The organism is Polaromonas sp. CG_9.11 (genome assembly GCF_015752225.1).
In the GTDB taxonomy this organism is placed as follows: Bacteria; Pseudomonadota; Gammaproteobacteria; order Burkholderiales; family Burkholderiaceae_C; genus Polaromonas.
Map to the genome: position 1 here is coordinate 41,692 of NZ_JADOVE010000002.1, position 22,728 is coordinate 64,419.

A 22,728-nucleotide genomic window follows, 5' to 3' on the forward strand; every position below is an offset into this window, starting at 1 on the left:
GGCGGAACCGGCCTGCGCCAGCCCGTCCTGTGATGAAAGCCCCGACCACCCACGGTGAGCCGGGCAGCGCCGCTTACTTGACCAGCTTGAAGGTCCAGACCGAACCGCCCTGTTCAAGCATGTTGACCTTCTTGGCCACCTCGCCGCCCCACAGCGGCACCGCGCCGCCCCAGCCGGACACGACGCTGATGTACTGGTCATTGCCTTCCTTCCAGGTGATGGGCGGCGCCACCACGCCCGAGCCGGTCTGGAACTGCCAGACGACCTTGCCGGTCTTGGCGTCGGCGGCTTTCAAAAAGCCTTCAGGCGTTCCCCAGAACACCAGGTCGGCTGTCGTCATGACGCCACCCCACAGCGGGGCGGTGTTCTTGACCTCCCAGGCGACCTTGCCGGTCTTCGGGTCAATCGCCCGCAAGGAGCCGATGTGGTCCTCGAACAGCGGCCGGATGGTGAAACCCGCGCCCAGGAAGGCGGCGCCCTTTTTGTAGGTGATCGGCTCGTTCCAGATGTCCATGCCCCATTCGTTGGTCGGCACGTAGAACAGGCCGGTCTTGGGGCTGTAGGCCATCGGCATCTGGTTCTTGCCACCCAAAAAGCCCGGCGCTGTGAAGGTGGACTTGCCCTTGGTGGGGTCGGAGTTGCCGGGTGCGTTCGGGTCGCCCGGACGGTTGTCGGCGACAAAGTTCGGCCGGCCGGTGTTCAGGTCGATGCTGGTGGCCCAGGTGACCTTCTTGACGAAGGGAAAGGCATTGACCAGCTTGCCTGTGGTGGCGTCGTTCACATAGAAAAAGCCGTTGCGGTCGGCCTTGGCGCCCATGCGCTTGCCATCCATGTCGAAGGTGATGAACTCGTTCACGCCGTCGAAGTCCCAGGCATCGTTGGGCGTGCTCTGGTAGCTCCAGACGATCTTGCCGGTCTTGACATCGATCGCCACGGTGGAGGTGGAATACAGGTTGTCGCCCTTGCGCACATGGCTGTTCCAGGGGCCGGGGTTGCCGGTGCCGAAATAGGCCAGGCCGGTCTTGGCATCGTAGGTGCCGCCCAGCCAGGGCGTGGCGCCGCCAGTCTTCCAGGTTTCACCCGGCCAGCTGGCGTTGGTGGTTCCGGTGATGCCGTTTTCCTTGCCGTTCAGAAAGCCCATATGGCCCTCGACGACCGGGCGTGACCAGACCATCTTGCCGGTTTTGGGGTCGCGCGCCTCGACACGGCCGACCACGCCGAACTCGCCGCCCGACAGGCCGGTGATGAGCAGGCCTTCGGCAATCAGCGGCGCGGCGGTGTAGCTGTAGCCGGCGCTGTAGTCGTCGATCTTCTCGCGCCACACGACCTTGCCGGTGGTCTGGTCCAGCGCCACCAGCTGGGCATCGAGCGTGCCGAAGATCACCAGGTTGTCATACAGCGCAGCGCCCCGGTTGACCACGTCGCAGCAGGGCATGATGCCTTCGGGCAGGCGGTGCTCATATTTCCAGAGCTTGGCGCCGGTCTTGGCGTCCAGCGCAAAGATGCGCGAGTACGACGCCGTGACGAACATCTTGCCGTTGTGCACCAGCGGCTGCGACTCCTGGCCGCGCTGCTTTTCCCCGCCAAAAGACATCGACCACACCGGCACCAGCCGGCTGATGGTCTTGGGGTTGATGTCGGACAGCGGCGAATAACGCTGGCCCTGGGTGCCCATGCCCCAGGACAACACGTCATTGGTGCTGGCAGCGTCGTTGCCGATCATGGCGTCGGTCACTTGCGCGCCGACGTGGGCGGTTGCCGCCATGACCAGAATGCTGAGAAGTTTGCGTTTCACGGGGTGTCTCCTGAATCGTTGTGAGCTGAACGACGCCCGTGCGGCATGCCCGGTCGTCATGATCCCGAGCCCACGTGGTTCGGGATCACGCAGCAGGAATGGCAACTTTTGTGCCACCCGGGCCTTGGGCTGATGGGGGTGTTGAAGCGCTTGCAATGGCCTGTGCAACACCGTTGCAGGCCGATGGCGTGCTCATTTGCAACACCGCCAGGATGTGACACTGTTCAGAAATGAATCACCCGTGCCGCACACGGCGCATTCAGGCGAACAGGCAGGGGAGGTACGCCGCTGTGCCGCGTTGGCGTCGGCACGCGTGCCGTCAGGCGTTGCGAGCCCGGGCTGCCCGTCAAGCCGCGCCGCGCTGCCTGATCCAGCCGCGCTGCGGGTCGTAGCCCCACCAGGCCAGGCCAAAAAAACAGGCGCTTCCGGCCACCACCACCGCCCAGGAGAGCGCGTTGAACTGCCCGTACATGGCAAAGCGCAGCGTTTCGACCACATGGGTGAACGGGTTCCACTGGGCAATGCGCAGCAGCCACCAGGCCCCCGACTCTTCGAGTTTCCACAGCGGGAACAGCGCCGGGCTGATGAAGAACATCGGGAAGATGACGAAGTTCATGGTGCCGGCAAAGTTTTCCAGCTGCTTGATGTAGACCGACAGCATCAATCCCAGCGCGGCCAGCAGCGTGGCCCCGCTGACCATGGCCAGAAACAGCAGCGGCACATGCTGCCAGCTCAGCGTGACGCCAAAGGCCAGCGCGATCAGCAGGAACACCGCCATCTGCAGCACCGACAGGCAGGTGCCGGCCAGCAGCTTGAAGGCCAGCAGCCAGCCGCGCGGCAGCGGCGCGGTGAGCAGCAGGCGCATCACGCCCATCTCGCGGTCGTAGACCATGGACAGCGAGCTTTGCATGCCGTTGAACAGCGCCACCATGGCCAGCAGGCCGGGCACCATGTAGACCTGATATTCGACATAGGTTTCGTAGGGCGGCACGATGGACACGCCGAACACGTTGTGAAAGCCCGCCGAGAACACCACGAACCACAGCAGTGGCCGCACCAGCGCCGACGCCAGCCGCGACGGTTGCCGCAGGAACTTGTTGATCTCGCGGCCGACGACGGCGCGCAGCGCGCGGGCCAGGTGCGCCGGCCGGGCCGGTGCGGCATCTGGCAGTCCAGCTGCCAGCGGGCTGGTCAGGGTCGTATCCAAGGGGGTCAGGGGCGCTGCTTGCATGCCGATTCCTTTTCGTCCATGCCCAGGGTGTCCAGCACTTCGGTGGGATGCAACACCCCTTCGAGCGGCGCCGTGCCGGCCACGCCGTCGCCATGCGCCAGGAACATCGGCTGGCGCAGCTGCCCGTCCCAGGGCCGGAAGGACAGGCGCGGCCCCTTGGCGCCATCGAGGTAAACGCTGCCGCCGCGCAAGCGCTTGAGTTGCTGCGCAATTCCTGCCTTGGGGTCGTCGGCCAGCACCGCCGCCACGGCCTTGACCGCTGCCCAGGCGGCCCAGTCGTGGTCCTGCATCGGCCGGCCGGCCAGCTTGTCAAAGCGCCGCGACAACTGCGGCCCGCCATTGCGCTCCCAGTGCGGATGCCAGGCCAGCGCCATCAGGCCGCTGCTGCCCACCACCGGGCGCGGCCATTGCGTGGCGTAGGGCAGGGTGCGCGCGAATTCCCCCACGCTGTCGGCCACGGCCACCAGCTCATGCTCGCGGTCGCCGGTGAGCAGGCGCGTGTTGGCCAGGTCGCGCTCGCGCGGGTCGGTGCCAAGCTTGAAGGGCCGGGTCTGGACGATTTTCAGGCCATAGCGCTGCGCCGACCGGACCAGGGCCTGGGCCTGCAGCGCATCCTGCGGCTCGGGGCCTTGCAGCAGCAGCAGCTTGCGCCAGTTGCGCGCCGCCAGGTACTGGGCCAGCGCATCGCTGCGCATCTGGGCGCTTGGCAGGGTGTGCAGCAGGTGCGCGGCGCATTGTTCGCCGCGCAGCGCATCGTCTTCCAGGCCAATGTTGAAGACCATGGCACCGCCCAGCGCGGCGGGCGCCAGTTGCACCAGCTGCCGCAGTGCCGGGGCCGGCAGATCGGCCAGCACATGACGAACCCCGGCGGCCTTGAGTTGCGCCAGCGCCGCCGGCAGGCCCTGCATGTCGGCGATGGACAACTCGATCACCTTGAGGCTCAGGCCCAACACGTCCAGTTCAACGCCCGCTTCCTCGGCCGCCAGGCGGGCCGCCGCCAGCGGGCGCCCATGCGGATGGCCGGGATAGGCCTGCTCCAGCCAGCGCGGCGCATAGCGCGCATCGCCCGACTGGCTGACGACCGCCACCGTGACGGGGAGGGGTGCCGCCAGGGTCGCCATGGGCAGCCCGCCCAGCAGACATACCCCGGCAAGTGCCGTCACTCGCCGCCAGGCGCTTCGCATGCCGTGCGCGCGAGCCATCAGGGCTGCACCAGCACGCTGTGCGGCACGCGCCCGGCCGCCACGCTGCGCACCGCCTTGCCGGCGGCGGTATCGATCAGCGTCATGTCGTCGGACAGTCCGTTGGCCACATAGACGGTCTTGCCGTCCGGATGCACGGCCAGGCCCCAGGCGCGCTTGCCGACCAAAATGGTGTTGCGCACCTGGCGGCTGGCCCGGTCCACCTCGGCCACATGGTTGGCCCGCCCCAGCGCTACCCACACCGTTTTTCCGTCGGGGCTCAGCGCCATGCCCACCGGCGTGATGTCGCTGGCGCGCATGCCCTTGACCTTGAACTCCAGCGTGTGTTTCACGGTCTGGTCCTCGGTGCTCACAATGCTGACGCTGGCGCCCAGTTCGTTGCTGACCCACAATTCCTTGCCATCGGCGGCCAGCACAAAGCGCCGGGGACGGTTGCCGACGCGGATGTTCTTGACCACCTTTCGCTGCGCGATGTCGATCAGGTGAACCACGTTGGCCACTTCGGAAGTGACGTAGGCATGCTTGCCATCGGGCATCAGCAGAATGCCCTCGGGCTCGCCGCCGGTCTTGACTTCAAACAGCTTGGCGCGGGTTTGCAGGTCGTAGGCGGCCATGACATTTTCGTCTTCGATCGAGACATAGGCGGTCTTGCCGTCAGGGCTCAGGTCGAAAATTTCCGGGCTGTCGCCGAGTGCCACCGTGCCGGTCATTTTGCCGCTGGCCAGGTCCACCAGCCCCATCTGGTTGCTGTCGCCGCAGGACACGTAAATCTGCCGGTGGTCCCGGCTGAACTGCATGTGGCGCGGGCGCTTGCACACGTCGATCGCCGCCAGGCGCAAGCCCTGCGTGTCAAACACCTGGATGCTGTTGTCCTTCTCGCTGGAGACATACACGCGGTTGGGCGTCGGCGCAGGCAACTGGGCCTGCGCCGTTGACAGGAAGGCGCTGGCGGCGATGATGGCGCCCAGCGCCAGCGACCAACGCAGAAAGCGAACCTGCCGGCAGATTTCCGGGGACTCGGAAGCAGTGGGGTACATCGGTTTTTGTCTCGCATGGGTGAAATAAAAGGAGCATTCTTCGGGATGCACTCAAAATTTGAAAGCAAAATCGAGGCCAAAAGCAGGGGCACGCTTGTTGCTTCATCTTACGTTTTTAACTGTTGCGGGTTCGCTGGATTTAAACCCGTTGGCCTGCCGGATGTCATGCCCTTGTGGCCACCTTCACTTTCGTCCGCAGGCCATCATGCGCCAGATTTGTCCAGGCCTTCCTGCATGAACCGACGGCAGTGGCTCGGCCGTCACCTGGCAGTTGGCATGGCAGGGCTGGCCGGGCTGGCCAACCTGCCGGCAGCCGCTTCGGCTGCGGCCAGCCAGATGCATGACGCGCCCGCCGGCTGGCCGCTCAAGCCGCTGACGCTCATCGTGCCGTGGCCGGCCGGCGGCGCCACCGACCTCACGCTGCGCGTGTTGTGCGAGGAGGCCGAGCCCCTGCTGGGCCAGCGCATCGTCATCGTCAACCGGCCCGGCGCCGGCGGCACCCTGGTGGCGCCCGCGCTGAAGGCCGCCGAGCCCGACGGCCATACCCTGGGCCAGCTGCCCATCACGGTGTTTCGCCATGCGCTGATGAACCCGGTGCCCTGGGACCCGGTCCGGGACCTGATGCCTATCCTGCAGGTGTCCAGCACCACCTTCGGCCTGCTGGTGCCCGCCGACAGCCGCTGGGCAAGCCTGGCGGAAATGCTCGACTGGGCACGCCAGAACCCGGGCGCGCTGCTCATGGGCTCCACCGGCATCGGCACCACGGCCCACCTGGCCATGGAAGAAATATTGCTGGCGCAAGGCATCACCTATGTGCATGTTCCCTACAAAGGCACAGCCGACCAGATGCTGGCCGTGGCCTCGGGCCAGCTCATGGCGGGCGTCAATTCAACCGGTTTTGCGCCCTGGCTGGACCAAGGAAAGATGCGCCTGCTGGCCGTTTTCTCGGCGCAACGAAGCGCCCGCTGGCCCGGCGTGCCGACGTTCAGCGAACTGGGTTTTCCGCATTCGGTCTACACCTCGCCCTGGGGCCTGGCGGCGCCGCGCGGCACGCCTGCGCCTGTCGTGAAACGGCTGCATGATGCGTTCCGCACGGCGATGCACAGCGAGCGGCACAAGGCGGCACTGGCCCGTTACGATCAGAACCTCGACTACCTTTCGACCCAGGCCTATGCGCAAGCCATCCTGAACACGGTGGCGCATGAAAAGCTCCTCTTGCGCCGGATGAACCTGCTGGCGGTACCGGCCATTTGAAATCCATGAACCTTCCTTTACTCCTTTCCCCGCCTCTGCTGGAGGCGCGCGACCTGCACAAGTCCTATGCGGGAAAACCGGCGCTCCAGGGCGTCAGCCTGCAATTGTTCCCCGGCGAAATGGTCGCCCTGCTGGGCCCCAACGGCTCGGGAAAATCCACGCTGATGCAGCTGCTGACCGGCCTGTTCAGCCCGGACAGCGGACACATCGAGGTGTTGGGCTGCAACATGCGCACCCATGCGAGCCGAGCGCTGGCCGGGCTGGGCGTGGTGTTCCAGCAAAGCGCGCTGGACCTTGACTTGTCGGTGCAGGCCAACCTGTTGTTCCACACCGACCTGCATGGCCTGCCGCGCCGCATCGCGCGCGACAGGATTGCCGAGGCCCTGGCCGGCATGGAACTGGACGGGCAGGCCGGCGCCGTGGTGCGAAGCCTGTCGGGCGGCACACGGCGCAAGGTCGAGCTGGTGCGCGCGCTGCTGCACCGGCCGCGCGTGCTGCTGATGGATGAGGCCACGGTCGGCCTGGACCCGGGCTCGCGGCGGCAGTTGCTCTCGACGGTCCGAAACCTGGTGACCGAAAGCCACGTCGCCGTGCTGTGGGCCACACACCTGATGGAAGAAATCGAAGTCGCCGACCGGCTGCTGTTCCTGCAAGCGGGCACGGTGCGTTTTGACGGAGGCAGCGACGCCTTCAAGGCGCAGTTTGCAGGCGATCCGGTGATGGGAAAAGGTTGATGCGCCCTTGAAAGCGCCGGTTCCGGGGTTTTGATGGCGGCAAATGCCCGTTGCTTCGCACACGCAGGGCGAGAAACAGGTTAGGGGATTTTGCTCTTGAACCGAAGGCGCGCCTGCCGTAACGTGCAGGGGAGCTTTCCCCTTTTGCAAAACCGCTTTTCTCAAGAAAACATCCATGCCCCCACGTTTGAAAATCGCCATGCTCGCCTCCAGCGTCATCCTGGCCGCCTGCGCGCCCCTGCCCTCGACGCCGCAAAGTACGATGAGTTTCTTTGTCACCAGCGCCAATCCGGGCCAGGGCGGCGACCTTGGCGGCCTGGCCGGTGCCGACGCCTATTGCCAGAAGCTGGCTGCGTCGGCCAAGGCCGACAACAAGAACTGGCGCGCCTACCTCAGCGCCGCGCCGAGCGCTTCAAGCCCGGCCGTCCATGCGCGCGAGCGCATCGGCCGCGGCCCATGGCAAAACGCCAGTGGTGTGGTGGTGGCCACCAGCGTCGAGGACCTGCACGGCCCGGCCAACAGGCTGAACAAGCAAAACTCGCTGACGGAAAAGGGCGGGGTCGTCAGCGGCCGGGGCGATACGGTCAATATGCACGACATCCTGACCGGCTCCACCCCGGACGGCCGGCTGGCCACATCGGCCAGCGACACGACCTGCGGCAACTGGACGAAAAGCGCAGAAGGCTCGGCCATCGTCGGCCACCACGACCGCGACGGCACCAACCCCGATCCGGTGGCGAACGTTTCGTGGAATGCGTCGCACGGCACGCGCGGCTGCGGCATGGCTGCGCTCAAATCCACCGGCGGCGCGGGGCTGATGTATTGTTTTGCTGCAAACTGAGACTGTGCCCGGCCACAAGGCCGGGCGTCCGGAAAAACCGGGTTCTCAGCCCTTGGCGGCGTGGCTGAAGAAGAGCGGGTCGAGCACCAGTTCGCGCAGCGGCTGAATCCTCTGTTCCGACTCCTCGGCCTGCTTGCACAGCCTGGCCGCCTCGTCGCCAGCGCCTGAGGTCTGCGCCAGTTGCGCCATCTGGCGCAGCAGCATGACCCGCTCTTCAACGGCGCGCAAGGTCGCCCACAGGCCGTTGTCGATGGCTTCGTTGACCTGGGCCATCAGGCTTTTGAGCGAAAACGCATGCCCGGTATGGCAGCGAAAGCGAACGATCGGACCTTCCTCGATCTGTACCAGCACGCCATGGCAATCGGGGCAGGTGTATTTTGAAACCTTGCCCAGGTCCATGACCCCGGCCTTGAGGGCATTGCCTTCCATGGTGATGTGGTTTTCCAGCGCCAGCTGCGGGTTGGCCGTTTGCACCATCTCGGGTGCAGCGGTGCCGACCAGCTCGCCCACCCTGGCGGCCAGCGCCTCCACCTTGCCGGCCAGATCGACCTGGACATGCGCGATGGCGCTTCGCGGCATGGACGAATGCATGGCCTCGTCGGGGTCCTGCACCAGCGCAACCCCCTGGTGGTCCTTGACGGCCCAGAGTCCGGCCGTGCCGTCGTCCAGCGCGCCGCTCAGGACCACACCGATGACGCGCGAGCCGAAGGCCGTGGCGGCAGAGCGAAACAGCACATCGATGGACGGCCTGGACCGGCCTTCCTTTGGACCCCGGCTGAGCCGGATGCCCTGCGGCGTGGCCATGAGGTGGCGGTCGGCCGAGGCGACATAAACCTGCCCGTTGCTGATCGCCTCGCCATCCTGCGCAATTTTCACGGCAAGCCGCGTCGAATAGCCCAAGACCCGGTCCAACTGGCTCGGGGTGTCCGCCGGAATATGCAGGACCACCAGAAAAGCCGCTGGCAGGTCGGCGGGCAAGGCATGAAAAAATCCCCGCAGCGCCTCAACCCCGCCAGCCGAGGCGCCGATGACCACGATGTCGCGTTTTGGCAAGTCTGGGGGGGATGGCATCGGTCCAGTCTACGGCAATACCGTCCGCAGAGATAGCCGTTTGCAGGCACCATGCGCAAGCCGCGCAAGAAGGGGTGCCGTGAGGATATGCAGAGATTTTGCTATATAAAAAATAGCTGTCTGCGCCCGCCCATATTGCGCAAAAGCCATTTTTTGTCCTTAAAAATCATGGTGGCCTGCCCATCGCTGCGCCAGCGCGTCAATTGCGAAACCGCCTGCGCGTCAGCGCCAGCGCGACCCAGAACGCGGCCACGCCATAGCCCACCAGCACGGCCAGGTGCTGCAGCCCCTGCGCCGGCCACTGGCCGAGGAACAGCGGGCGGATCAGTTCGACGGCGGCGGTCAGCGGCAGCCAGTCCGAGACTGTCCGCAGCACGCCGGGCAGCTGGTCGCGCGGAAAGAACACACCGCTCAGGAACATCGTGGGCGTCAGGAACAGCGAGAAGTAATAGGTGAAAAAGTCGTAGCCCTTGGCCAGCGCGTTGAAGATTAGCGCGATGCTGGCAAACACGATGCCCACCAGTCCCAGCAGCGGCAGCACCAGAAGCAGCATCGGGCTGTGGCTGATACCGAGCGCCAGCATCACGCCCAGAATCACCGCGCTGGTGAACAGCGACTTGAAAGCGGCCCACAGCATCTCGGCAAACACCACGTCGTCGAGCCGCACCGGCGCGTTCATGATGCCGTCCCAGGTGCGCTGCACGTTCATGCGCGAAAACGCCGAGTACAGCGCCTCGAAGGACGCGGCATTCATCGCGCTCATGCAGACCGAGCCGCTGGCCAGGAACACGATGTAGGGCACGGCGCTGCCACTCAATTGCACCTCCCCGATCAGCGCGCCCAGCCCGTAGCCAAAGGCGACCAGCGTGATCAGCGGCTCGGCGATGTTGCCGACCAGGCTGGGAACGGCCAGCTTGCGCCAGACCAGCAGGTTGCGCCGGAACACCGGCAGCCAGCGCCAGCTGATCTGCGGCGGCCGCAGCAGCGCCGGCTGCCGGGTCAGCGCAGGGAGCGTGCGCGGGGATGTGGTCGTGGCGTCGGTCATCAGGCAGCCTCGCGGATCTGGCGTCCGGTGAGTTTGAGGAACAGGTCTTCGAGGTTGGCCGGGCGGTGCAGCGTGCGCAGCGCGGGATGGTCGGTCAGCGCGGCCAGCAGGCCCTTGGCGTCGGCGGTGTAGAAAAACACCGTTTCGCCGCTGACCTCGACGCGTGCGGCCATGGCCCGCAGTGGCGCATGCTGCGGTGATTCGACCAGCGCCAGTGCGCCCGCGCCATAGACCTCGACCACGTCGGGCTCCAGGTTGCTGGCGATCAGCGCGCGCGGCGTGCCTTCGGTCATTTTCTTGCCGTGGTCGAGCACCAAGAGGCGGTTGCACAGGCGCTCGGCCTCGTCCATGAAATGCGTCGTCAGCAGGATGGACTTGCCCTGCTGCACCAGCCGCTGCAGCCGCTCCCACATCAGGTGCCGCGCCTGCGGGTCCAGGCCGGTGGTGGGCTCGTCGAGCAGCAAGAGCTGCGGGTCATTGACCAGCGCCCGCGCCAGGCTCAACCGGCGCTTCATGCCGCCCGAGAGTTCGCTGAGCTTGGCGTCGGCCTTGTGGGTGAGGGCGGCGAAATCCAGCAATTTCGGGATGCGTTCCCGGATCACCGCATCCTTCAGGCCGAAATAACGGCCGAACACCAGCAGGTTCTCGGCGCACGAAAAATCCGGGTCCAGGCTGTCGAACTGGCTGACGATGCCCAGTTGCGCCTTGATCGCCAGCGCGTCCTGCGGCATGGCCAGGCTGGGAGCCTGGCCGTTCGGAAGGTAGCGGATGCTTCCCGAATCGGGGCTGGTCAAGCCCAGGCACATGCGGATGGTGGTGGTCTTGCCCGCGCCGTTCGGGCCAATCACCCCCAGGCATTCGCCCGGCGCGATGGAAAACGACAGCTGGTTGACGACGGTGGTGTCGCCGTAGCGCTTGGTCAGGTCGACCACTTCAAACAGGGGCTGGGTCATGCGGCTATTGTGCCCATCGGGGGCGCGCGCTATGCATCTCAGGCGTCTTCGCCGTAGTCGTGGTCCGGGTGGTTGACGGCGCCGAGCTTCCAGTAGCCCCGGCCAATGATCTGGCTGCGCGGCAGGCCCAGCTCGCCGGTCAGCAACTCGCGGATGCGGCGCATGGCGGCAGCCTCGCAGGCCAGGTAAACCCGGCTTTGCGCAGCAGGCGCACTGGCCTGGCGCAAGGCCTGCTCCAGTGCCAGTCCGGCATGCTGCTTGTCCGCTGCGCGAACGACCCACCGGGCGCTGAGTTGCGCCGGGCTGCTCAGGGTGCGCTCCTCGGCGGCGTCGGACACCTCGACCAGCACACGGACGCGGGCCGTGGCCGGCAGACGCGCCAGGATGGTTTCAAACGCCGGCAATGCGCTGGCGTCGCCGATCAGCAGGTGTTCCACCGCCTGCAGATCGACCTGGTAACCGGGGCCGGGACCCATCAGGAACAGCACCTGTCCGGTCTCTGCCTGCGCTGCCCAGGTCGAGGCCGGGCCTTCGCCGTGCAGCACGAAATCGACATCGACTTCGCCGGCCTCGGGCCGCACCGCCCGCGGCGTGTAGGTGCGCATCGACGTGGCGCGCGGGCCGTCGGGCAGGGGCCGCACCGGCTCGGTCTGGCCAGGCTCGGGAAAGATCAGCTTCAGGTAGCTGGCCGGGTCGCCCGCCTCAAAGCCTTGGAGTTCGGTGCCGGTCAGCGTGATGCGGCGCATGGCCGGGCTCAGGATCTGCACGCGGCTGACCTCGACCCGGCGCGGCGGCCGGCGCTTGCGCGGGGCATTCTCCGCAGCGGCAGGGGGGGACGAAACAGCGCGGGAAGGTGCTTGCATGGAAGGGCTTTCGGGTGGCAGGTCGGTGACCGGCTGGGGCGTTGCAGGGTGTTGCAATCGAGAATGATTGTCAGCCAAAAGCGCCTGGACCGCTGTCCGCAAGGTCAAGCCCGACGCAGGCCGCACGGCTGAAGTAAAGTAGCCGCTCGCGGTTGGCTGGCCAAGACTGCGCCTGGCCCTTGCTTTTTTTGCTCCCTTTTTTACCTCTCCCTTATGACCACCTTCGGAACCCCTTTGTCTCCCCATGCCACCAAGGTCATGCTGCTCGGCTCGGGCGAACTGGGCAAGGAAGTGCTGATCGCGCTGCAACGCCTGGGCGTGGAAACCATCGCCGTGGACCGCTACGACAACGCCCCCGGCCAGCAGGTGGCGCACCATGCGCGCACCCTCACCATGAGCGACCCGGCGCAGCTCAAGGCCCTGATCGAGCGCGAAAAGCCCGACCTGGTGGTGCCCGAGATCGAGGCGATTGCGACCGCCATGCTGGAAGAACTTGAAACCGCCGGCGTGGTGCGCGTGGTTCCCACGGCCCGGGCTGCGTGTCTGACCATGGACCGCGAGGGCATCCGCCGGCTGGCCGCCGAAACCCTGGAATTGCCGACCAGCCCGTATGTGTTTTGCGATTCGCTGGAAGCATTGCAGACCGCCATCGACAGCAAGATTGGCTACCCCTGCGTCGTCAAGCCGGTGATGAGTTCGTCGGGCAAGGGCCAGAGCAAGATCGCCCTGCCCAAAGACGTGGCGCCGGCCTGGGACCAGGCCATGGCCGGCGGGCGGGTCAGCCACGGACGGGTGATCGTTGAAGGCTTTGTGGATTTTGAGTATGAAATCACGCTGCTGACGGTGCGCGCCGTGGGCGCCGACGGCGCAATTGAAACGCAGTTTTGCGAACCGATCGGCCATTTGCAGGTCAGCGGTGACTATGTCGAAAGCTGGCAGCCGCAGCCAATGCGGCCGGCTGCGCTTGAAAGAAGCCGCGCCATTGCCAGGGCCGTGACCGACAACCTGGGCGGCCAGGGCGTGTTTGGCGTGGAATTGTTTGTCAAGGGCGACGACGTCTGGTTCAGCGAAGTCAGTCCGCGCCCGCACGACACCGGCATGGTGACGCTGTGCACCCAGTGGCAAAACGAGTTCGAGCTGCATGCGCGCGCCATCCTGGGGCTGCCGGTCAACACCGCGCTCAAAAGCCCGGGCGCCAGCGCCGTGATCTATGGCGGCGTCGATGCGGCGGGCATCGTGTTTGACGGCGTGGCCGAGGCGCTGCAGGTGCCGCAGACCGACATCCGCCTGTTCGGCAAGCCCGAGAGCTTTGTCAAACGGCGCATGGGCGTGGCGCTGGCCTTCGATGACGATGTCGAGGTGGCGCGCACGCGGGCCCAACTGGCGGCTTCGAAAGTCCGGCCCCGCATTGCTTGATGGCAGCCCGCTGGGAGGGAAATTGGCCCATGCGAGTGTCCGACCTGATGTCCTGGGCCGACGATTCCTCGCTGCACGTTTTATTGGCAGCGCTGGTCGCGGTGCTGCTGGCGCTGCTGGTGCACCGGCTCAGCGCCAGTGTGGTGTTGCGCCTGACGCGTTCCCTGCCGGTGTCGAACCAGGCGGCGCGGCAATGCCGCGCGCCGGCCCAGCTGCTGATGCCGCTGCTGGCGCTGCAGGCGGTCTGGCAGGGGGCGCCCGACAGCTTTGCGCTGATTGCCGGCATCCGACATGCCAACGGCCTGCTGCTGCTTGCCGCGCTGACCTGGCTGGGCCTGCGTGCCGTTCGCGGTGTGGCCCAGGGCATCATCGCTTTGTACCCGGTGAATGTGGACGACAACCTGCAGGCGCGCCGCATCCACACCCAGACGCGCATGCTGGCCCGCACCGCCATGTTCATCATCGTCGTGGCGGGACTGGCGCTGATGCTGATGACCTTTCCGGGCGCGCGCCAGATCGGCGCCAGCCTGCTGGCGTCGGCCGGCGTCGTAGGCCTGGTGGCGGGCATTGCGGCGCGGCCGATCTTCAGCAACCTGATCGCCGGCTTGCAGATTGCGCTGGCGCAGCCGTTTCGCATCGACGACGTGCTGATCGTCCAGGGCGAATGGGGCCGTGTCGAGGAAATCACCGGCACCTATGTCGTGCTGAAAATCTGGGACGAGCGCCGGCTGGTCATTCCGCTGCAGTGGTTCATCGAGAACCCGTTCCAGAACTGGACGCGCAACAGCGCGCAGATCATCGGCACGGTGTTCCTGTGGGTGGACTACCGCATGCCGCTGGCGCCTTTGCGCGAAGCGGCACGTCTGGCCTGCGAAGCCGCCCTTGAATGGGACCAGCGGCTGTGCCTGCTGCAGGTGGTGGAGGCGGGCGAGCGCAGCATGCAGCTGCGGGTGCTGGTGACGTCGAGCAATTCGAGCCTGAACTGGGATTTGCGCTGCAAGGTGCGCGAAGCGCTGGTGGACTGCATGCAGCGCGACTGGCCTGAGCATTTGCCGTTGATGCGGGCTGAGGTGGGGGAGCGTTCCGGGGTTGCGGCTGGTGCTGTTCCTGTTCCTCGGGCTGATGGGGTGCCGTTGGGTTGAGCTTGTGGCCTGATCGCTGATTGGTTGGCGCTGCTTTGCTTTGCTGGCCGGGGGTTGCCCGGCGGCAACTCACTTTTCTTTGCTTCGCCAAAGAAAAGTAAGCAAAAGAAAGGCGACCCGACTGTCCGGGTCCCTGCGCTTCGCTACGGGCAACCTGCGCTGCCTGAGAAAAATGGGGGGCCGCGCAAACTCGCTTCACTGCGTTTCGCTCAAACAGCGCGCGGCCCTGATCCCATTTTTCTCAGGCATCGCAGGCCCAGCCAGAACGGGGCAGGCAGGGAATGAAAATCTAAACAGCTAAACAGCTAAACAGCTAAACAGCTAAACAGCTAAACAGCCAAACAGCCAAACAGCCAAACAGCCAAACAGCCAAACAGCCACAGCACCGCGTTCTAGACAATAAACGCTACTAATTAAATAGCTGCTTACGCAGGCTTAGCATGCGCAAGCAGTACATTTGATGCGCTAAGTTCCGTATCCGTATCCGTATCCGTATCCGTATCCGTATCTGTGTCCGTGTCCGTGTCCGTGTCCGTGTCCGTGTCCGTGTCCGTGTCCGAACCCGAACCCGAACCCGAACCCGCCAGTCCCGTTCTGGCTGGGCCTGTGATAAGCGGCAAAAGCGGGATTAGGGCCGCGCGCTGTTTGAGCGCAACGCAGTGAAGCGAGTTTGCGCGGACCCCCGCTTTTGCCGCTTATCGCAGGTTGCCCGTAGCGAAGCGAAGGGACCCGGACAGTCGGGTCGCCTTTTCTTTGGTGACTTTCTTTTGGCGAAGCAAAAGAAAGTTACTTGCCGCCGGGCAACCCCCGGCCAGCAAAGCTCAGCAAAGCAAAGCAAAGCAAAGCCCCGGCACCCATCAACCAAAAAACCTGACCAAGAATCCACACCGAAAAATCAAGCTGAAAATCCAGACGTTTCCAAGCCAAAAAGTGCTTTTGCGCAATACCCGTAAGCGCAAACAGCTATGAAATAAATAGTGAAATCAGACTCGGCCACTGCGCCAGTCATGCGCCCCGCGCCCCTGCAGCACCGCCTGGGTATGCCGCGCAATCATCAACTCCTCATTGGTCGGAATGACCCACACTGCCACCCGGCTGCCCGCCGTGCTGATGCACCGGGCGCCAGAGCCACCCGCCTGGTTGGTCTCCTCGTCCAGTGCCACGCCCAGCCAGGCGGCATCCTCGCAAACCCGGCGCCGCAAACTGGCGCTGTTCTCACCAATGCCGGCGGTGAACACCAGTGCCTCCAGCCCGCCCAGCGACGCGGCCAGGCTGCCGAGCTGCTGCGCGATGCGGTACACATACAAGTCGATGGCCTGCCGGGCTTCAGGCGCTGCACTGGCTTCGACCGTGCGCATATCGCTTGAAATGCCTGACACGCCGAGCAGGCCCGACTGCTCGTACAGCAGCTTTTCCACTGCCTGAACGCTCATGCCCAGCCCACTCATCAGGTACAGCACCACGCCGGGGTCCAGGCTGCCGCAGCGGGTGCCCATCACCAGGCCGTCGAGGGCGGTAAAACCCATGGTCGAGGAAACGCTGCGCCGGCCCCGCATGGCGCACAGGCTCGCGCCATTGCCCAAGTGCGCAACGACGACGCGGCCATTCGCCACGGCGCCCAATTGGTCGGGCAGCACGCTGGCAATGTATTCATACGACAGGCCATGAAAGCCGTAGCGCTTCACGCCGGCCTCGGTGATCTGGCGTGGCAGTGCGCAGGCCTGCGCCACCCAGGGCTGCGTGGTGTGGAATTCTGTGTCAAAGCAGGCGACCTGCGGCAGGTCCGGGTACAGGCTGGCAATCGCCCGGATGGCCGACAGGTTGTGCGGCTGGTGCAGCGGCGCCAGCGCGGTGAAGCCGGCCAGCTGCGCCAGGATGGCGGGCGTGACCCGCGCCGGCCGCGTAAACAACTCGCCGCCATGCACCACCCGGTGGCCGACAGCCCCCAGCGTGCGCCCGGCCGCATGTTGGCCCAGCCACTCGAACAGCGCTTCAAACGCCTCTTCCGGCCCCAGCACCGGGTCGTCCGACACGCTGATGCGCCGGTCTTCAAGCGGTTCGCCGCTTTGCCCCCAGACCCGCAGACGCGGCGCGCTGCCGATACCCTCGATCCTGCCGTTGGCGATGCGCTGCAGGGCCGCATCAGGCAGCACGTCGTAGGCGGCAAACTTGACACTCGACGAGCCCGAGTTGATGACCAGCAGTGTCTGCGTCATGCCGGCGCCAGGGCTTTGCGCCGGTGCTCTGTCAGCAACAGGGCCATGGCGCACGAGGCAATGCGCGAATGCGCCGAGTCGGCCCGGCTGGTCAGCACGATGGGCACTTTCGCGCCCATCACCAGCCCGGCGGCCTGCGCGCCGCCCAGGTATTCGAGCTGCTTGGCCAGCATGTTGCCCGATTCCAGGTCGGGCACCACCAGAATGTCGGCGTCGCCGGCAACTTCTGACTGGATGCCCTTGGTCTTGGCTGCGGCCAGCGACACGGCGTTGTCGAAGGCCAGCGGGCCATCGACCAGCCCGCCGGTGATCTGGCCCCGGTCGGCCATCTTGGACAGGGCGGCGGCATCCATCGACGAGCGCAGCTTGGGCGTGACGGTTTCCACTGCCGAAAGAACAGCCACCTTGGGCCGGTCAATGCCCAGCGCATGCGCCAGGTCAATGGCGTTCTGAACGATGTCGACCTTGGCGTCGAAGTCGGGCGCGACGTTGATCGCCGCGTCGGTGATCAAGAGCGGCTTGGGGTAGCGCGGCACGTCAAGCACGAACACATGGCTGACCCGGCGTTCGGTGCGCAGGCCGAATTGCGCGTTGACCACAGCACTCAGCAATTCGTCGCTGTGCAGGCTGCCTTTCATCAGCGCCTCCACCTCGCCGGCGCGGGCCAGCTCGACCGCCCTGGCGGCGGCCGCATGGCTGTGCGGCACATCAATGATGCGGTAACCGGTCAGGTCCAGCCGGCATTCGGCCGCCAGGCTGCGGATGCGCGACTCCGGCCCGATCAGGATGGCCTCGATCAGGCCCAGCCGGTCGGCGTCCAGCGCGCCTTCCAGCGCCTCGCGGCTGCACGGATGGACCACGCCCATGCTGATGCGGGGAAGGGCCCTGGCGGCATTGAGCAACTGGTCATAGCGCAGGTTCTTGTCGGCCATCAGCGGCTCGGGCAGGTCGGTGCGCGCAATGCGCAGCTTCTCGGCCGGCGCCACCACCTGCGCCTCGCCATCAATCACCACGTCGCCGTCCTGGTCGGTGCAGGTGGTGTGCAGCCAGACATGGCGATGGGCCGCCTCCAGCGCGGTCACCGTGACGGCCACGCTCAAGGTGTCGCCGATATGCACCGGCTTGAGAAACTCGAGCGTCTGGCCCAGGTAGATCGTTCCCGGGCCGGGAAACTGCGTGCCCAGCACAGTCGAGATCAGCGAGCCGCCCAGCATGCCGTGGGCAATGATTTCGTGGAAGTGGCTGGTTTGGGCATACAGCGCATCGACATGCGCCGGATTCACGTCGCCCGAGACGGCGGCGAACAGCTGGATGTCGCGCTGCGTGACCTGGCGCTGCAGGCTGGCACCGTCGCCGACACGAATCGTGTCGAAGGGATGGTTTTCAAGGAAATCGGCTGGCGGGCCGGGCTGGGTGATAAGCGCATCCATGGTGTTCCTTTGTTCTCGTGCGGCCAGCTTAGCCCATGACGTGGTAGCCGGCATCGACGTAGGTGACGTTGCCGGTCAGCGCGCGGGCCGCGTCGCTGCACCGCATGGCGGTGACGGCGCCGACATCGGCAATCGTCACCAGCTGGTGCTGGGGCGCGCGGCTGGCGGCTTCGTCCAGCAGCTGCTCGAAGTCGCCGATGCCCGAGGCCGCCCGCGTCTAGATCGGGCCGGGCGAGACCGCATGCACGCGGATGCCGGCCGGGCCGAGTTCGGCCGCCAGGTAGCGCACCGACGCTTCGAGCGCGGCCTTGACCGGCCCCATGATGCCGCAGCAGTAGATGACCTTTTGCGCGCCGTAGTAGCGCATGGTCACCAGCGTGCCGCCGCCGGCCATCAGCGGCTCGGCCAGTTTGGCGACCAGCCCTTTCTTGCCGGCCAGCATCGGCAGCGCGATGGTTGTTTCTGCGTCGGAGCTGGTGTTTGCGTTGGGGATCATGGGGCGCTTTTCAAGGAAACCAGGAAACCAGGACAAAGTGGCCGGGTGCGTCTTCAACTGCCGGGTAGCCGCGCGCCGGGTTGCCCATCGGCGGCGGCGTGACGCGCTGGCCGCCGTGCTGCTGCAGCCAGTGCTCCACGGCGGGCCAGCCGTGCGGCGGCGGCCGCAAGACCTGCCGGGCCGGGCAGGACCAGGCCCAGGATTGAAATTTTCCGGCGCATGGCCGTGGTCGTGTCCGTGTCCGGCACGCATGCCGTCTGCTCCGTATTCATTGGGGTTGCTTCAAATGCTGCGGGTGAATGAAGGCGGTGGCGCCGTCATGTGGCGCCGCGGCGCTGACAGGGCGGAAACGGGACCGCCTTGGCGCGAACCGCAAACCGGACGAAACGAAGCGCGTGCCGGCCCGGTTCAGCCGCGAAGCGCCAGGTTCAGCTGGTCCACCAGCTCTGCCCAGTCGGCGTCTTCGAGCTTTTCTTCTTTCAGGAACGCCGCCTGCGAATCCGTCCAGAACGGCGCGTCCGCCAGCTCGATGTCGCTTCTCAGGGGTGAATGCGTGGCGATGAACAGCCGGATGGCCGACTCGTCGGCGGGCAAGCCGAGTTGTGCAAAGAGATCGCTGAATTGATGAATAGGCTGGTCCATGAAGATCCTTGAAGAGGTTTGAAAAGTTGACGACACCCGATTCATCACCAAAACGGGCAGAAGCCGGATTTTAAGGAAGGCCTGGGCAGGCCGCTCATTTCTCCTTGCCCGGAGCCACCCGGAATTTTTCGAGCTTTGCCTCGCAGGCCTCGGCCTCGCCGTAGTCGAGGAAATGGTTGCAGCGCGCGTGCGATCCGAGTACCCCGTGCGCGTGCCTGATCGGGCAGGAATACTGCTCGGTGCGCGCCAGGATTCCCGTCATGTAGGCCATCAGTCAAAAGCGCACGCAGAGCATCCGGCCTCCAACGCGCAAACCGCATGCCGCAGATGAGCGGCCCGGTGAGCAGGTTTTGCGGCCGGTCCCTGGCCAGCTGTTGGAGATTTACGAAAAAAAAGCCTGTTGCGTATTGTGCGCAAGCGCAGGCAGCTATTGAAAGCAGCGCCGCCACGCGTGCCTTGCATGGCGCGGTCGCATGGCGGGCTGGGCCTGGGACTCAGCCTGGACCAGCAGCGGGTGGTGCGGCATGGCGGAGACGTCAGCGCCTTCAGCAAGGGCATCGATGGCGAGGGCAGCGAGTTCGTGATCCGGCTGCCGGCCACGCCTGCGCCCGCTCCCCAGCCTGCGGCGGACAAGGGCGTCAAGCCCTTCGCCTGCACGCGGGTGCTGGTGGGGGACCCCAACCGCGATGCGGCCGAAACCATGGCGATGCGGCTCGATGCGCTGGGCCATGTCCCCAGCATGGCGCATGACGGGCTGGCCAGGGTTCGAAGCAATCAAGGCCGGTGCGCCTGACCTGGTGCTGCCGGGCATCGGCAGGATCAAGGTCGCCCGCAGAATACGCGCTCGAAGTGGCAAATCCGCCGCCGCTGATCGCCACCACCAGTTACGGCCAGAAACGCGACCGCGAAGCGCGTTGACAGACCGGCTTTTACGTCCACCTGACCAAACCGGTCAATGTCGTCAAGCGGGTGGCCTTGCCGGACCGCCGGCTGGGTGGCACGGCGGCTGAACCCGGGGCGCTGCGGGCCCAGGACGGGCCAAAGCCGCTTGCTCACTATCAAAATAATAGCAATCCATGCATGTCAGCATTGCGCGAAAGCCTTTATCAATGCCGAATCCGGGCCCAAAACCGTACGGCGGTTCGCACAACAGGCTCGTGGCCGCCAGCTCTGGCCCGTTCAGCGCCCCGGGGAGCACCCATGCCTGGGTGTATAACGGAACCCCCCTCGGTCACGCGGCAGGCCTTTTGATGGCGGCGCGCATGCCCGGGACCCCCCTGAAACCACCCCCGTCGCCGCAGAGCGCGACAACATCGAGGAACACCAGTCATGGGCGCGCAATGGAAAGCAAAAGGCAAGGACCTGGCCGCAAATGCCAGGGGCCGGGTATTTGGAAAACTGTCCAAGGACATCATGATCGCGGCGCGTAACGGCGCCGACCCGGCGTCGAACGCGCGCCTGCGGCTGGTGGTCGAGCAGGCCCGCAAGCTCTCGATGCCCAAGGAAACGCTGGACCGGGCCATCAAGAAAGGCGCAGGCCTGACCGGCGAGACGGTACATTTCGAACACGTCATCTACGAAGGCTTTGCGCCGCACCAGGTGCCGCTCATGGTCGAATGCCTGACCGACAACGTCAACCGCACCGCCTCCGAGATGCGTGTGCTGTTCCGCAAGGGTCAGCTGGGCAGCGCCGGCTCGGTGGCCTGGGATTTCGACCACATGGGCATGATCGAGGCCGAGCCGCTGGCGGCAGACGCCGACCCGGAACTGGCCGCCATCGAGGCCGGCGCGCAGGACTTCGAACCGGGCCATGAAGAAGGCACGACGCTGTTCCTGACCGACCCCGCCGACCTGGACCTGGTCAGCCGCGCGCTGCCCGCGCAGGGCTTCACCGTGCTGGCCGCCAAGCTCGGCTACAAGCCGAAGAACCCGGTCAGCCCCGCCGCCTTGAGCACTGGCGACCTGCACGAGGTCGAGGCCTTCCTGGCCGCCATCGACGCCAACGACGATGTGCAGAATGTCTATGTCGGCCTGGCCGGCTGAAGCGGCCTTTTTACTTCATCCCGCATGCCCACGCCGCCCCCTCTGGTCCAGATCACCGAGCAGAACCATGCGGTGCTGATCGACCTGATCTACGCCGGTGAGCACAACTTCACCGGCCAGGCCATCTACGACCATCCGCTGTGCTTTCTGCATCCGCAGGCCGAGGCGGGCTTGCGCCAGGCCATCGCGGCGGCCCGGGGATTTGGCCTTCGGCTGAAGATCCTCGACGCCTTCCGGCCGCAGGCGGCGCAGGAAGCGCTGTGGGCCGTGGCGCCCAACCCGGACTACATCGCCGACCCGAGAAAGGGTTCGAACCACACGCGCGGCGTCGCCATCGACCTGACGCTGGTCGGCGCCGACGGCCAGGCGCTCGACATGGGCACGCCGGTGGACACCATGAGCCCGGCATCGCACCATTTTCACGCCGGCCATCCGGCGGCCGTCCAGCTCAACCGCATGCGGCTGCTGACGGTGATGCTGGAAGCCGGCTTCGTGCACCATCCGCGTGAATGGTGGCACTACCAGCTGCCGGGCGCGGACCGGTTTGCGCTGATCGACAGCCATGACTTCATGCGCTGCCTGCATGCCGGCAGCGCCAAACCGGCGTGATGCACTGCTCGCCCTGTGCAAAACAGGTCAAACACCTTCTGCAGTCAATGCGGCGGCATGCCCGGTCCGTTGTCAATCACCCGCACTTCCGTGCTGGCGAGCCTGGCTTCGGTGCGAACGCTGATCCGGCCGGCGACAGGCGTGAACTTGGCGGCGTTGCCGATCAGGTTGGACAGGCTCTGGACGATGCGCGCATGGTCGCCCAGGACCCACGGATCGTCCGGGGTGTGTCTGTCCAGCACATGCGATTTGCCGTCGATCAGTGGCCGTAACCGCCTCGACCGCCTGGACCGCTTCGTGCACCGGCTTGATGACGTGCACCGGCTTGGCCTCCAGCTGAATCTTGCCGCTGGCGATGCGGCCCACGTCAAGCAGGTCATCGACCAGCCGGTCCAGTTGCCTGAGCTGGCGGCCAATGATCTCGCGCTTGGCGCGCCAGGCCTGGGACTCACTGCCCTCCCGCTCCCGCTCCAGCAGCGCCACAGTGTTGGAGATGGGCGCCAGGGGATTGAACAGTTCGTGCCCCCGCAGCGCCAGGAAGTTCGTGATGCCGATGCAGGTCAGCTCATGGGGCGGGTGAAGGAAACCGTCACCATGCGCAAACCCAGAGTGCCGAGGTTCGCCTGCGGAGCCCGCCGGTCGGCGAAGGGGGCCGAATAACGGGCTGGTCGAGGAAGGACGTCAGCTGCCGCTGGTTCTGCGTGCATG

The 22,728-nt window shown here is 65.8% G+C and carries 23 protein-coding genes and 2 pseudogenes; 8 read left to right on the forward strand and 17 right to left on the reverse strand.

Annotated features, from left to right (window positions below):
* Nucleotides 1–73: 73 nt before the first annotated feature.
* The 4 genes from IWX85_RS01945 to IWX85_RS01960 form a co-directional block, all read right to left on the reverse strand.
* The gene (locus tag IWX85_RS01945) at nt 74–1,765 is read right to left on the reverse strand and encodes a PQQ-dependent methanol/ethanol family dehydrogenase (RefSeq protein ID WP_196868746.1); all 1,692 of its coding nucleotides are present in this window, start codon (nt 1,763–1,765) and stop codon (nt 74–76) included.
* A 376-nt stretch (nt 1,766–2,141) separates the two neighbouring features.
* Entirely contained in the window at nt 2,142–3,026 is an 885-nt protein-coding gene (locus IWX85_RS01950) for an ABC transporter permease (RefSeq protein ID WP_196868574.1), read from the reverse strand.
* Complete coding sequence (locus tag IWX85_RS01955; protein WP_370584173.1) at nt 3,008–4,189, reverse strand: branched-chain amino acid ABC transporter substrate-binding protein; 1,182 nt, start codon at nt 4,187–4,189, stop codon at nt 3,008–3,010. Before IWX85_RS01955 ends, IWX85_RS01950 begins: the two co-directional genes overlap by 19 nt.
* A gap of 38 nt (nt 4,190–4,227) precedes the next feature.
* A complete protein-coding gene (locus tag IWX85_RS01960) occupies nt 4,228–5,265 on the reverse strand; it encodes a PQQ-dependent catabolism-associated beta-propeller protein (RefSeq protein ID WP_196868575.1) in 1,038 nt (345 codons plus the stop codon).
* A gap of 234 nt (nt 5,266–5,499) precedes the next feature.
* Between IWX85_RS01960 and IWX85_RS01965 the strand changes: the two genes are divergently transcribed.
* From IWX85_RS01965 to IWX85_RS01975, 3 genes are all read left to right on the forward strand, one after another.
* Nucleotides 5,500–6,519, forward strand: coding sequence for a tripartite tricarboxylate transporter substrate binding protein (locus IWX85_RS01965; RefSeq protein WP_196868576.1), 1,020 nt, complete (start codon nt 5,500–5,502; stop codon nt 6,517–6,519).
* Nucleotides 6,520–6,524: 5 nt separating this feature from the next.
* Nucleotides 6,525–7,253, forward strand: coding sequence for an ATP-binding cassette domain-containing protein (locus IWX85_RS01970; protein ID WP_196868577.1), 729 nt, complete (start codon nt 6,525–6,527; stop codon nt 7,251–7,253).
* Between the two features lie 199 nt (nt 7,254–7,452).
* Nucleotides 7,453–8,094 (forward strand): hypothetical protein, encoded by a 642-nt coding sequence (locus IWX85_RS01975; protein WP_370584193.1) that lies wholly within the window; start codon nt 7,453–7,455, stop codon nt 8,092–8,094.
* Nucleotides 8,095–8,139: 45 nt separating this feature from the next.
* Here the strand turns inward: IWX85_RS01975 and IWX85_RS01980 are convergent, their stop codons facing one another.
* The 4 genes from IWX85_RS01980 to IWX85_RS01995 form a co-directional block, all read right to left on the reverse strand.
* Complete coding sequence (locus tag IWX85_RS01980; RefSeq protein WP_196868579.1) at nt 8,140–9,165, reverse strand: chemotaxis protein CheB; 1,026 nt, start codon at nt 9,163–9,165, stop codon at nt 8,140–8,142.
* Between the two features lie 199 nt (nt 9,166–9,364).
* A complete protein-coding gene (locus IWX85_RS01985) occupies nt 9,365–10,210 on the reverse strand; it encodes an ABC transporter permease (RefSeq protein WP_196868580.1) in 846 nt (281 codons plus the stop codon).
* Nucleotides 10,210–11,163, reverse strand: a complete 954-nt coding sequence (locus IWX85_RS01990) for an ATP-binding cassette domain-containing protein (protein WP_196868581.1) — start codon at nt 11,161–11,163, stop codon at nt 10,210–10,212. The genes IWX85_RS01985 and IWX85_RS01990 overlap by 1 nt, the downstream gene beginning before the upstream one ends.
* A 38-nt stretch (nt 11,164–11,201) precedes the next feature.
* Nucleotides 11,202–12,026, reverse strand: coding sequence for a siderophore-interacting protein (locus tag IWX85_RS01995; RefSeq protein WP_196868582.1), 825 nt, complete (start codon nt 12,024–12,026; stop codon nt 11,202–11,204).
* Between the two features lie 213 nt (nt 12,027–12,239).
* Here IWX85_RS01995 and purT point away from each other — a divergent pair, with 213 nt between their 5' ends.
* Both purT and IWX85_RS02005 read left to right on the forward strand, forming a co-directional pair.
* The gene (gene purT / locus IWX85_RS02000; RefSeq protein WP_196868583.1) at nt 12,240–13,442 is read left to right on the forward strand and encodes a formate-dependent phosphoribosylglycinamide formyltransferase; all 1,203 of its coding nucleotides are present in this window, start codon (nt 12,240–12,242) and stop codon (nt 13,440–13,442) included.
* A gap of 29 nt (nt 13,443–13,471) precedes the next feature.
* Nucleotides 13,472–14,584 carry a mechanosensitive ion channel family protein gene (locus IWX85_RS02005; RefSeq protein WP_196868584.1) on the forward strand — a complete coding sequence of 371 codons (1,113 nt, stop codon included), beginning with the start codon at nt 13,472–13,474 and terminating at the stop codon, nt 14,582–14,584.
* A gap of 786 nt (nt 14,585–15,370) precedes the next feature.
* Here IWX85_RS02005 and IWX85_RS02010 read toward each other — a convergent pair.
* From IWX85_RS02010 to IWX85_RS02035, 7 genes and pseudogenes are all read right to left on the reverse strand, one after another.
* Nucleotides 15,371–15,511: a hypothetical protein gene (locus IWX85_RS02010; protein ID WP_196868585.1), complete on the reverse strand. Its 141-nt coding sequence runs from the start codon at nt 15,509–15,511 to the stop codon at nt 15,371–15,373.
* A gap of 56 nt (nt 15,512–15,567) precedes the next feature.
* On the reverse strand, nt 15,568–16,800 hold the full coding sequence (locus IWX85_RS02015) for an acetate/propionate family kinase (RefSeq protein ID WP_196868586.1): 1,233 nt from the start codon (nt 16,798–16,800) through the stop codon (nt 15,568–15,570).
* Nucleotides 16,797–18,230 (reverse strand): bifunctional enoyl-CoA hydratase/phosphate acetyltransferase, encoded by a 1,434-nt coding sequence (locus tag IWX85_RS02020; RefSeq protein ID WP_196868587.1) that lies wholly within the window; start codon nt 18,228–18,230, stop codon nt 16,797–16,799. Before IWX85_RS02020 ends, IWX85_RS02015 begins: the two co-directional genes overlap by 4 nt.
* A gap of 28 nt (nt 18,231–18,258) precedes the next feature.
* A pseudogene (locus IWX85_RS02025) lies at nt 18,259–18,648 on the reverse strand (SDR family oxidoreductase); the annotation flags it as partial.
* An 88-nt stretch (nt 18,649–18,736) separates the two neighbouring features.
* Nucleotides 18,737–18,865, reverse strand: a complete 129-nt coding sequence (locus IWX85_RS20700) for a hypothetical protein (RefSeq protein WP_255529364.1) — start codon at nt 18,863–18,865, stop codon at nt 18,737–18,739.
* Between the two features lie 269 nt (nt 18,866–19,134).
* Nucleotides 19,135–19,368: a DUF2789 domain-containing protein gene (locus IWX85_RS02030; protein ID WP_196868588.1), complete on the reverse strand. Its 234-nt coding sequence runs from the start codon at nt 19,366–19,368 to the stop codon at nt 19,135–19,137.
* A gap of 94 nt (nt 19,369–19,462) precedes the next feature.
* Nucleotides 19,463–19,639 carry a hypothetical protein gene (locus tag IWX85_RS02035; protein ID WP_231379471.1) on the reverse strand — a complete coding sequence of 59 codons (177 nt, stop codon included), beginning with the start codon at nt 19,637–19,639 and terminating at the stop codon, nt 19,463–19,465.
* Between the two features lie 189 nt (nt 19,640–19,828).
* Here IWX85_RS02035 and IWX85_RS02040 point away from each other — a divergent pair, with 189 nt between their 5' ends.
* From IWX85_RS02040 to ddpX, 3 genes are all read left to right on the forward strand, one after another.
* Complete coding sequence (locus IWX85_RS02040; protein WP_196868590.1) at nt 19,829–20,161, forward strand: hypothetical protein; 333 nt, start codon at nt 19,829–19,831, stop codon at nt 20,159–20,161.
* 536 nt (nt 20,162–20,697) lie between these two features.
* Entirely contained in the window at nt 20,698–21,411 is a 714-nt protein-coding gene (locus tag IWX85_RS02045; RefSeq protein WP_036808783.1) for a YebC/PmpR family DNA-binding transcriptional regulator, read from the forward strand.
* Between the two features lie 24 nt (nt 21,412–21,435).
* On the forward strand, nt 21,436–22,020 hold the full coding sequence (gene ddpX / locus IWX85_RS02050; protein ID WP_036808785.1) for a D-alanyl-D-alanine dipeptidase: 585 nt from the start codon (nt 21,436–21,438) through the stop codon (nt 22,018–22,020).
* Nucleotides 22,021–22,064: 44 nt separating this feature from the next.
* Here ddpX and IWX85_RS20270 read toward each other — a convergent pair whose 3' ends face one another.
* Both IWX85_RS20270 and IWX85_RS20275 read right to left on the reverse strand, forming a co-directional pair.
* Complete coding sequence (locus IWX85_RS20270) at nt 22,065–22,262, reverse strand: sensor histidine kinase KdpD (protein WP_036808788.1); 198 nt, start codon at nt 22,260–22,262, stop codon at nt 22,065–22,067.
* 163 nt (nt 22,263–22,425) lie between these two features.
* Nucleotides 22,426–22,503 (reverse strand): annotated as a pseudogene (locus IWX85_RS20275) (hypothetical protein); the annotation flags it as partial.
* Between the last annotated feature and the right edge of the window lie 225 nt (nt 22,504–22,728).